The sequence below is a fragment of the Micromonospora sp. I033 genome, from assembly GCF_053890995.1.
This window is the reverse complement of sequence record NZ_JBSSLX010000210.1, coordinates 1-9,882: the sequence shown is the minus strand read 5'-3', so window position 1 is coordinate 9,882 and position 9,882 is coordinate 1. Positions and strand designations below refer to the sequence as shown.

Annotated in this window: 10 protein-coding genes; 7 read left to right on the top strand and 3 right to left on the bottom strand. The window is 73.4% G+C overall.

The genetic code is table 11. The features are described from left to right. Positions 1–186, top strand: a 186-nt coding sequence (locus ACW0Q9_RS25525; RefSeq protein WP_456185487.1) for a YnfA family protein, incomplete at its 5' end; no start/stop codon positions are given. 22 nt (positions 187–208) lie between these two features. On the opposite strand, the gene ACW0Q9_RS25520 is transcribed toward ACW0Q9_RS25525, so the two are convergent. The 3 genes from ACW0Q9_RS25520 to ACW0Q9_RS25510 form a co-directional block, all read right to left on the bottom strand. Continuing rightward, positions 209–1,354, bottom strand: coding sequence for an RNA polymerase sigma factor (locus ACW0Q9_RS25520; RefSeq protein WP_456185485.1), 1,146 nt, complete (start codon positions 1,352–1,354; stop codon positions 209–211). Positions 1,355–1,360: 6 nt separating this feature from the next. Further along, positions 1,361–1,768 (bottom strand): YciI family protein, encoded by a 408-nt coding sequence (locus ACW0Q9_RS25515; RefSeq protein WP_456185483.1) that lies wholly within the window; start codon positions 1,766–1,768, stop codon positions 1,361–1,363. 187 nt (positions 1,769–1,955) lie between these two features. Next, positions 1,956–3,362 carry a KamA family radical SAM protein gene (locus tag ACW0Q9_RS25510; RefSeq protein ID WP_355639303.1) on the bottom strand — a complete coding sequence of 469 codons (1,407 nt, stop codon included), beginning with the start codon at positions 3,360–3,362 and terminating at the stop codon, positions 1,956–1,958. Between the two features lie 142 nt (positions 3,363–3,504). Here ACW0Q9_RS25510 and kdd point away from each other — a divergent pair, with 142 nt between their 5' ends. The 6 genes from kdd to ACW0Q9_RS25480 all read left to right on the top strand — a co-directional run. Next, positions 3,505–4,566: an L-erythro-3,5-diaminohexanoate dehydrogenase gene (kdd, locus tag ACW0Q9_RS25505; protein WP_456185481.1), complete on the top strand. Its 1,062-nt coding sequence runs from the start codon at positions 3,505–3,507 to the stop codon at positions 4,564–4,566. 5 nt (positions 4,567–4,571) lie between these two features. Beyond that, positions 4,572–6,146 carry an amidohydrolase gene (locus ACW0Q9_RS25500; protein ID WP_456185479.1) on the top strand — a complete coding sequence of 525 codons (1,575 nt, stop codon included), beginning with the start codon at positions 4,572–4,574 and terminating at the stop codon, positions 6,144–6,146. Further along, complete coding sequence (gene kamD, locus ACW0Q9_RS25495) at positions 6,143–7,702, top strand: lysine 5,6-aminomutase subunit alpha (RefSeq protein WP_456185477.1); 1,560 nt, start codon at positions 6,143–6,145, stop codon at positions 7,700–7,702. Before ACW0Q9_RS25500 ends, kamD begins: the two co-directional genes overlap by 4 nt. Before the next feature lie 53 nt (positions 7,703–7,755). Then, positions 7,756–8,508 (top strand): lysine 5,6-aminomutase subunit beta, encoded by a 753-nt coding sequence (kamE, locus tag ACW0Q9_RS25490; RefSeq protein ID WP_456185489.1) that lies wholly within the window; start codon positions 7,756–7,758, stop codon positions 8,506–8,508. Then, positions 8,505–8,897 carry a 3-aminobutyryl-CoA ammonia lyase gene (gene kal / locus ACW0Q9_RS25485; protein ID WP_387114058.1) on the top strand — a complete coding sequence of 131 codons (393 nt, stop codon included), beginning with the start codon at positions 8,505–8,507 and terminating at the stop codon, positions 8,895–8,897. The genes kamE and kal overlap by 4 nt, the downstream gene beginning before the upstream one ends. A 58-nt stretch (positions 8,898–8,955) precedes the next feature. Further along, positions 8,956–9,882, top strand: a 927-nt coding sequence (locus tag ACW0Q9_RS25480; RefSeq protein ID WP_456185474.1) for a glutamate mutase L, incomplete at its 3' end; no start/stop codon positions are given.

The window sequence follows — 9,882 nt, the reverse complement described above, 5'->3', positions numbered from 1 at the left end:
ACCCCCGTACGCGGCCAGGATCCGCACTTCGGCCGGATCCTGGCCGCGTACGGGGGTGTGTTCGTGGCCGGGTCGTTGGTGTGGGGTGTGCTGGTGGACGGGTTCCGGCCGGACCGGTGGGACGTGGCGGGCGCGGCGATCTGCCTGCTCGGGGTGGCCGTGATCATGTACGCGCCGCGGGGTTGACGCGGTCCCTGCCGCCGGGCGCTCAGCGGCGCAGCCGGGCGTTGAGCCGTGCGGCCTGTCGGGTGAGGTGGTCGCGTTCGGGGAGGCTGGGCGCCGATCGGGCGGCCTGGGCGTAGAGGCGTGCCGCGGTCGCCGGGTCGCCGTCCTTCTCGTGCAGGTAGGCGGCGACGGCGGTGTGGCGGGGCAGGGTGGGGTCGAGCTGGGCCAGGGCGGCCAGGCCGGCCCGCGGGCCGTCGGCCTCGCCGACCGCGACGGCCCGGTTGAGGCGGGCCACCGGGTTGTCGGTGAGGCGTACCAGTTCGTCGTACCACTCGACGATCTGCACCCAGTCGGTCTCCTCGGCGGTCGGGGCGTCGGCGTGGAGGGCGGCGATGGCGGCCTGGGCCTGGAACTCGCCGAGGCGGTCGCGGGCGAGGGCGGTCTGGAGCACGTCGACGCCCTCGGCGATCAGGCGGGTGTTCCAGCGGCTGCGGTCCTGCTCGGCGAGGGGTATGAGCCTGCCGTCGGGGCCGGTGCGGGCCGGGCGGCGTGCGTGGTGCAGCAGCATGAGCGCGAGCAGGCCGGCGACCTCCTCGTGGTGGGTTCTGGCCGCGAGTTGGCGGGTGAGCCGGATCGCCTCGCCGGCGAGGTCGACGTCGCCGGAGTAGCCCTCGTTGAAGACCAGGTAGAGCACGCGCAGCACGGTGTCGATGGCGCCGGGCTGGTTGAGGCGGACGTCGGAGACGGTGCGTTTGGCCCTGCTGATCCGTTGGGCCATGGTGGCCTCGGGCACGAGGTAGGCCTGGGCGATCTGGCGGGTGGTGAGGCCGCCGACGGCGCGCAGGGTGAGCGCGACGGCCGAGGCGGGGGTCAGGGAGGGGTGCGCGCAGAGGAAGTACAGCTGGAGGGTGTCGTCGGCCTCTTCGGCCGGGCCGGGCGTGGGTTCGCCGTCGACGCGTGCCTCGCGGTGCCGTCGGGAGTCGTCGGCGCGGACGGCGTCGAGGAACTTGCGCCAGGCCACGGTGACCAGCCAGCCCTTGGGGTCTCGCGGCGGGTCGTCCGGCCACCCGCGCACGGCCTCGACGAGGGCGTCCTGGACGGCGTCCTCGGCCGCCGCGAAGTCTGCTCCGCGGCGGACGAGGACGCCGATGACGGTGGGGGTGAGGGTCCGCAGCAGGGCCTCGTCCACCGTGGGTCAGTCCGTGGTGGTCGGGTGCGCGGTCAGGAACGGGCGCACCTCGAGCCATTCGTGGATGGGCTTCCCGCCGGCGCCGGGCGCCGCGGACAGCTCGCCGGCCAGTTCGAGGGCGCGCTCGTAGGTGTCGACGTCGATGACCATCCAGCCGGCGATGAGGTCCTTGGTCTCGGCGAACGGGCCGTCGGTGACCGGCGGGCGGCCCTCGCCGTCGTAGCGGACGAAGGTGCCTTCGGGGGAGAGGGCCTGGCCGTCGACGAACTCGCCGGTGCCTTCGAGCCGGGCGGCGAAGTCGTTCATGTACTGGATGTGGGCCGACACCTCCTCGGGCGTCCACTGGTCCATCGGCACGTCGTTGACCGCCGCCGGCGCGCCCCGGTAGTGCTTGAGCAGAAGGTACTTGGCCATCGTCGTCTCCTTGTGTGGTCCGGCCCATTGTGGCCGTGTTCGCTTCGGGGACGGAGCCGGCCGGGGGTTCTCGACATGCCACCGGGATTTTTTCTGGCGGTTTTTTTTCGAGGACTCCGCGTGCGCGTCGCCCCCGCGGCCGGATGGGGCGCGGGGGCGACGTGGGTGGTGCGGGGTGGTGCGGCGGTCAGTCGTCGCGGTGGGCGGTCCACCAGGCCTGGCCGGTTTCGGGCAGGGTGTCGATCGGGTCGTAGTAGGCGTAGCGCTTGTTGAGCGCTTCGAGGTCGGCGGACTCGATCGAGGTGCGGTAGTTCTTGGTCCAGTAGGAGATGCCGCGTTCGCGGTCGTACTCGGTGAGCATGTGCACCCAGCGCTTGCCGACGAAGGGCACGTCGCAGACGATCCGCGGGGTGGCGTAGCCGGGCAGGTAGCCCATGATGTCGTGCTGGAGCTGCTGGGCGTGCCAGACGGGGACCCGCCAGTGCTCGGCGTTGGGGATCATGTCGCACATGTAGAAGTAGTACGGCAGGATGCCGGCCTCGCCCTGGAGGGCGAAGCAGAGGTCGAGCAGGTCGGCGCTGGTGGCGTTGACGCCGCGCATGAGCACGCCCTGGTTGCGGACGTCGCGGACGCCGACGTCGAGGGCGGTCTGGGCGGCCTTGGCGACCAGCGGGGTGATGGACTGCCGGTGGTTGACGTGGGTGTGGATGGCGAGGTTGACGCCGCGGCGGGCGGCGGTGCGGGCGACGCGTTCGAGGCCCTCGACGACGTCGGCCTGGAGCCAGTGCTGGGGCAGGCCCATGAGGGCCTTGGTGGCGAGCCGGATGTCGCGGATGGTTTCGATCTCGAGCAGCCGCATGAGGTAGGACTCGAGGTTCTTCCACGGCACGTTGGCCACGTCGCCGCCGGAGACGACGACGTCGCGGACGCCGGGGTGGGCCTTGAGGTAGGCGATGTGGGCGTCGTAGCGGTCGACGGGCTTGAGGGTGAGCTTGAGCTTGTCGACGGCGGGGGTGGAGTTGCCGACGAGGTCCATGCGGGTGCAGTGGCCGCAGTACTGCGGGCAGGTGGAGAGCAGTTCGGCGAGGACCTTGGTGGGGTAGCGGTGGGTGAGGCCCTCGGCGACCCACATGTCGTGCTCGTGGAGGCTGTCGCGGCTGGCGTAGGGGTGTGAGGGCCAGTCGGTGCGCCGGTCGGAGGCGACGGGGATCATGTAGCGGCGGACCGGGTCGGCGAGGAACGCCTCGGTGGTCATGGGCTCGAAGGGCACCATGGTGTTGAGCATCTGCGGGGGCACCAGCATGGACATGGTGGCCAGGGCCTTCTGGTCGGCCTCGAGGTCGGCGTAGAAGGTCTCGTCGACGAGGTCGCCGAGGACGGTGCGCAGCTGCTTGATGTTCTTGACGCAGTTGACCCGCTGCCACTGGGCGTTCTCCCACTGCTCGCGGGTGACGTGGCGCCAGCCGGGGAAGCGGGTCCAGTCGGGTTCGACCAGGGGGCTGCGGCGGTATTCGTACGGCTGCCCGGCGGTCGGTACGGCGACCGGGGCGTGACGGGGTTGAGGGATGGTCTCAACCGGTTGGGTCTGGGTCACGGCCCCTCCTGTCATGTGGTGCGGTGATCAACGATCCCGAAGGCTACTGGAAAATATCCGGTGAAGAAATTAGTCTGCCGGAAGTTTTCCCGCGACGCGACCCCTGGCCAGGGGTTCGGGCGGCTGGACATAGGGGGTCGGCGTGACGTCACCGGTGGGTCTGCACCGAGTCGTGGAACCGGCGGGGGTGCTGCCGCAGGCGGCGTGGCGGCTGGACGCCGACCCGCGGATCGCGGCGAACGAGGTGCGGATCCGGGTCGAGCGGCTGAACCTGGACGCGGCGAGCTTCCGGCAGCTGTCGGAGAAGCACGGCGGCGACGGCGAGAAGGTCCGCGCCGAGGTGCTGGAGATCATCTCGACCCGGGGGAAGATGCAGAACCCGGTCACCGGCTCCGGTGGGATGCTCATCGGCAGGGTGGAGGAGGCCGGGAAGCGGTCCCCGCTGGGGCTGGCGCCGGGCGACCGGGTGGCCACCCTGGTGTCGCTGACCCTGACCCCGCTGACGATCCTCGACGGGCTGGCCCGCTGGGACGGGCACAGCGAGCAGGTGCCCTGCGACGGGTACGCGATCCTGTTCGCCCGGTCGATCGCCGCGGTGCTGCCGGGCGACCTGCACCCGGAGCTGTCCCTGGCGGTGCTGGACGTGTGCGGGGCGCCGGCGCTGACCGCGCGGGTGGTGGCCGAGCAGGTGGCGCGCCGGCGCCGCGAGGACGACCGGCGTCCGGTGACCGTGGCGGTGATCGGCGGCGCCGGCAAGAGCGGCTCGCTGTCCCTGGCGGCGGCGCGGCGGGCCGGCGCCGGCCGTACCGTCGGGGTGGTGCCGGTCGCGGCGGAGCGCGACGCGCTCGACGCGGCCGGGCTGGCCGACGTGGTCGCGTTGGCCGACGCCCGCGACCCGGTGGGCCTGTCCACGGCGGTGACCACCGCGCTGGGCGCCCCGGCGGACGTGACCGTGGTCTGCGTGGACGTGCCGGGCTGCGAGCACGGGGCGGTCCTGGCGACCGAGGACGGCGGCACGGTGATCTTCTTCTCGATGGCGACGAGCTTCGCGGCGGCGGCGCTGGGCGCGGAGGGTCTCGCCGCGGACGTGACCATGCTGGTCGGCAACGGGTACGTGCCGGGGCACGCCGAACTGGCGCTGGAGCTGCTGCGCGCCGAGCCGGGGGTGCGTCGTCTGTTCGAGGCCCGCCTGGCGGCAGACTGAACGCCATGACGAACCCCTCGACCTTGTACCGCGGCGGAGTGCTGCACTGTCCGGCCGACCCGAGCGCGACGGCGTTGCTGGTGCGCGACGGGCGGATCGCCTGGCTGGGCGCCGACGCCGACGCGCCGGCCGCCGACCGGGTGGTGGAGCTGGGCGGGGCGCTGGTGACGCCGGCGTTCGTGGACGCGCACGTGCACGCCACCGACACCGGGTTGGCCCTGTCCGGGCTCGACCTGTCGGCGGTGCGCTCCGCCGGTGAGCTGCTGGACGCCGTGGCGGGGTTCGCCGCCACGCTGCCGGGCGACGCGGTGGTGCTGGGGCACGGCTGGGACGAGTCGTTCTGGGCGCAGCCGGCCCTGCCGGACGCGGCGGCGCTGGACCGGGCGGCCGGGGGGCGGCGGGTGTACCTGTCGCAGGCGTCGATCCACTCGGCGCTGGTGTCGACGGCGCTGCTGGCGGCCTGCCCGGACGCGGCGGCCGCCGCCGGCTACGACCCGTCGGGCTGGCTGCGTCGCGACGCCCACCACGTGGTGCGGGCCGCGGCGCTGGGCTCGGTCACGGCGGCGCAGCGGGTGGCGGCCCAGCGCACCGCGCTGCGGCACGCGGCGTCGCTGGGTATCGCCGCGGTGCACGAGTGCGGCGGCCCGGGGACCTCCGACGAGAGCGACTTCACCGGCCTGCTGGCGATCTCCGGCGCCGGCGTGCCCGAGGTGTACGGGTACTGGGGTGAGCTGCTGGGCGCGGCGAAGGCCCGGGAGCTGGGCGCGGTCGGCGCCGGCGGGGACCTGTACGCCGACGGGGCGCTCGGGTCGCGCACGGCGCACGTGTCGGCGGCGTACCTGGACGGGGAGCCCGGGGCGTGCGGGCACGGCTACGTGACCGTCGAGCAGGTCCGTGACCATCTGCTGGACTGCGCGGCGCACGGGCTGCAGGGCGGGTTCCACGCCATCGGCGACGCGGCGATCGGCACGGTGCTGGACGGGTTCGCGCAGGCGGCGCAGAAGCTGGGCGTGGAGCGGCTGCGGGCGGCCCGGCACCGGGTCGAGCACGCGGAGATCATGAGCAAGCGGCTGATCGCCGGATTCGTCGAGTACGGGATCGTGGCGTCGATGCAGCCGGCGTTCGACCGGCTGTGGGGCGGCGCGGGCCGGATGTACGAGTCGCGGCTGGGCCTGGCCCGGTCGTTGGAGTCGAACCCGATGGGCGCCATGCACGGGGTGGGGGTGGCGTTGGCGTTCGGGTCGGACTCGCCGGTGACGCCGCTGGACCCGTGGGGGTCGGTGCGGGCCGCGGCGGCGCACCACAACCCGGTGCAGCGGATGAGCGTGCGGGCGGCGTTCGCCGCGCACACCCGCGGCGGGTGGCGGGCCGTGCACCTGGACAACGAGGGGGTCCTCGCGCTGGGCGCCCCGGCCACCTTCGCGGTGTGGGACACCCCGGCCGGGGTGGAGCGGGGCCTGCCGGTGCTGCAGGCCGAGGACCCGGAGGCGCGCGGCGCGGACGACCCGACGCCACTGCCGGTGTGCCGGGCCACGGTGCTGCGCGGTGACGTGATCTATCAGGAAGGCACTTCTCAGTGACAGGCAAGCTTGGGCTGGATCCGGCGCTGGTGGCGCGGGCGCGGGAGTTGGCGCGCCGCGCCGGGCAGCCGGTGGTGGATCTGGCGCGCAGCCACACCACCGTGTCGGTGGAACGGGCGGTGCTGCGGCTGGCCGGGGTGACCGGCGCCGACCCGGACGGCATCCCGTGGGTGAACCGGCTCGTGGACGCGGTCGTCGCCGACGTCGGTCTCGGCCACGGGGTGGCCGTGCCGGTGTTCGACGCCCTCGCCCGGGAGCAGATCGCCGACGTGACGCTGCTGGCGCAGAAGGCCGCCGCCGGGTCGGTGCGGTTCACCCAGCCCACCGGCAAGGCGGCCACCTCCGCCCGCCGGGCCGCCCGGAGGGCGGTCGCCGCGGGCGTGCGGCAGATCGACCGGCGCCGCGCCGAGCGGGACCGCCTGGTGAAGCGGTACGGGGACCCGAAGCAGCGGCCGTGGATCTACCTGATCGTGGCCACCGGCGACATCTACGAGGACATCCCGCAGGCGCAGGCCGCCGCCCGCGCCGGCGCGGACATCATCGCGGTGATCCGCTCCACGGGGCAGTCGCTGCTGGACTACGTGCCCGAGGGCGCCACCCGGGAGGGCTTCGCCGGCACCTACGCCACCCAGGAGAACTTCCGGCTGATGCGGGCGGCGCTGGACGAGTCGTCGAAGGAACTCGGCCGGTACGTGCGGCTGACCAACTACGCGTCGGGCCTGTGCATGCCGGAGATGGCCACCCTGGCCGGCCTGGAACGGCTCGACATGATGCTCAACGACTCCATGTACGGGATCCTGTTCCGCGACATCAACCCGATCCGGACCTTCGTCGACCAGCGGTTCTCCCGCCAGGTGCACGCCCGCGCCGGGATCATCATCAACACCGGCGAGGACAACTACCTCACCACCGCCGACGCCGTCGACGAGGCGCACACGGTGACCGTGTCGCAGCTGCTCAACGAGTACTTCGCGCACGAGGCGGGGCTGGCCGACTGGCAGCTCGGCCTGGGTCACGCGTTCGAGATCAACCCGGACCTGCCGGAGTCGTTCCGCCTCGAACTGGCGCACGCGCTGCTGGCCCGCGAGCTGTTCCCCGACGCGCCGCTGAAGTGGATGCCGCCGACCAAGCACATGACCGGCGACGTGTTCCGCGGCAACCTGCTCGACGGGTTCTTCAACCTGGTCGGCACCATGACCGGGCAGGGCATCCTGCTGGTCGGCATGATGACCGAGGCGGTGGTCACCCCGTGGCTGTCCGACCGGGACATCGCCCTGCAGAACGTCCGCTACGTGCTGGGCGCCGCCGGCGGGCTGCACGAGGACTTCGTGCCCGCCCCGGGCGGGTTCATCCAGCAGCGCGCCCACCGGGTGCTCGGCGAGGCCGTCGACCTCCTCGACCGCATCGGCGACCAGACGCTGCTCACCGCGATCGCCGAGGGCACCTTCGGGATCATGAAACGGCCCGCGGACCGCGGCAAGGGCCTCGACGGCGTCGCGAAGCACGAGGCCGACTACTACAACCCCGCCACGGACATCCTGGAGCAGGCGGCATGAGCGAACGCACCGAGCGAAGCGAGGGCCGTGAGGGCATGCCCGGCCAGCACGGCATGACGGAGAGGAAGATCGTCCGGCCGTACGGGGACACCACCGGCGACGGCATGGTGCAGGTGTCGTTCACCCTGCCCGTGCCGCACGACAAGCGCGCCGAGGGCGCCGCGGTGCAGCTCGCCAACAAGATGGGCATCGACCCGGCGATGTTGGTGCACGCCAAGCAGATGGGCGACGGGTTCACCTTCTTCGTCGTCTACGGGCGGGTGAACCACCTCGTCGACCTCGACAAGGTGCAGGTGGTGGAACGGGACTTCCCGCTGCTGTCGGCCAAGGAGGTCAACACGGTGGTGAAGCAGAGGATGCGGCGAAAGCTGTCCGTGGTGGGCGCCTGCATCGGCACCGACGCGCACACCGTCGGCATCGACGCCATCCTCAACGTCAAGGGCATCGCCGGGGAGAAGGGCCTGGAGTACTACCGCGAACTCAAGGTCACCAACCTGGGCGCGCAGGTCAGCGTCCCCGAACTGGTCGAGGCGGCCCGGCGGGAGAAGGCCGACGCCGTCCTCGTCTCCCAGGTCGTCACCCAACGCGACGCGCACCTGCACAACACCCGCGAGATGTCCGCCGCGTTCCGGGAGGCCATGCCCGCCGGGAAGCGCCCCCTGCTCATCGTCGGCGGGCCCCGCTTCGACGAGACCATGACCGGGGAGCTGGGCGTCGACCGGATCTTCGGCCGCGGCACCACCCCCGGCGAGGTCGCCAGCTACCTGGTCCACGCCCTGATCACCGAGAAGAAGGCGAGAGCATGAGCGACCCCCGCGTCGGCCTCACCGTCACCCACCGCCGGTACGTGCCGTACTCCCACGCCCACTACGCGGGCAACCTCGTCGACGGGGCGTACGCGCTGGGGCTGTTCGGGGACGTCGCCACCGAGGTGTGCATCCGCACCGACGGCGACGAGGGGCTGTTCGCCTCCTACTCCGACGTGCAGTTCACGGCGCCCATGAAGGCCGGTGACGTGCTCGAGGTGGTGGCGACCGTCACCCGGGTCGGCACCCGCAGCCGCACCATCGACTTCGCCGCCCGGGTGGTCTGCCGGGGCCGCCCGGACAAGAGCGAGTCGGCCGCCGAGGTCCTCGCCGAGCCGATCGTGGCGGTCACCGCGACCGGCACGGTGGTCGTACCCCCAGCGGCGTGAGCGCGAGGAGCGAGCCGGGTCTGCGAGCCCCGCGGTCGCGAACGAAGGACGGCTCCCCGTGAACCTCGCCGTCTGCGCCGACGTCGGCTCCACGTACACCAAGGCGGCGGTCGTCGACCTCGACGGCGGCCGGCTCGTCGCCGCGGCGGCCGCACCGACCACCGTCGGCACCGACGTGCTGCACGGCCTGGACGCCGCCGTCGGCGCCGCCACCGCCGGGCTCCCCGCCCGGGACCTGCCCTGGTACGTCTGCTCGTCGGCCGGCGGCGGCCTGCGGCTGGCCGTCATCGGCTACGAGCCGCTGGTCACCGCGCAGGCCGGCCGTCGGGTCGGGCTGTCCGCCGGCGCGAACGTGGTGCACGTGGCCGCCGGGCGGCTCGGCGCCGCCGACCTGACCGCGCTGCGGGCCGCCCGCCCCGACGTGGTGCTGCTCGTCGGCGGCACCGACGGCGGCGACGCCGACACGCTCACCCACAACGCCACCCGGCTGGCCCGGGCGCGCTGGCGGGTGCCGGTGGTGCTCGCCGGCAACACCGACGTCCGTGACGACCTGCACGGCCTGCTCGCCGCGGCGGGAGTGCCGGTCACCGCCGCCGACAACGTGCTGCCCCGCATCGGGGTGCTCACCCCCGCGCCGGCCCGCGCCGCGATCCGGGAGGTGTTCCTGCGGCACGTCATCGGCGGCAAGAAGCTGTCCCGGGGCGGCCGCTTCGCCCGCCTCGTGCGGGCCGCCACCCCCGACGCGGTGCTCACCGGGGTGGAGGTCCTCGCCGACGCCCTCGGCGGGGACCTGGCCGTCGTCGACGTCGGCGGCGCCACCACCGACGTGTACTCGGTGCTCACCCCCGACGAGCGCGGCAGCGGCCCCAGCCAGGAGGTCGCCGGCACCCTGTGGCGGGCCCGCACCGTCGAAGGGGACCTCGGCATGCGGTGGAGCGCCCCCGGCGTGGTCCGCGCCGCCGCCGAGGAACGCCTCCTCGGGGCC

What these genes read in the sequence shown, in the direction of transcription:
- ACW0Q9_RS25515 (WP_456185483.1), bottom strand. Translation starts at nt 1,768, where the DNA reads ATGGCCAAGTACCTTCTGCTCAAGCACTACCGGGGCGCGCCGGCGGCG.
- ACW0Q9_RS25500 (WP_456185479.1), top strand. Translation starts at nt 4,572, where the DNA reads ATGACGAACCCCTCGACCTTGTACCGCGGCGGAGTGCTGCACTGTCCG.
- kamE (WP_456185489.1), top strand. Translation starts at nt 7,756, where the DNA reads ATGACGGAGAGGAAGATCGTCCGGCCGTACGGGGACACCACCGGCGAC.
- kal (WP_387114058.1), top strand. Translation starts at nt 8,505, where the DNA reads ATGAGCGACCCCCGCGTCGGCCTCACCGTCACCCACCGCCGGTACGTG.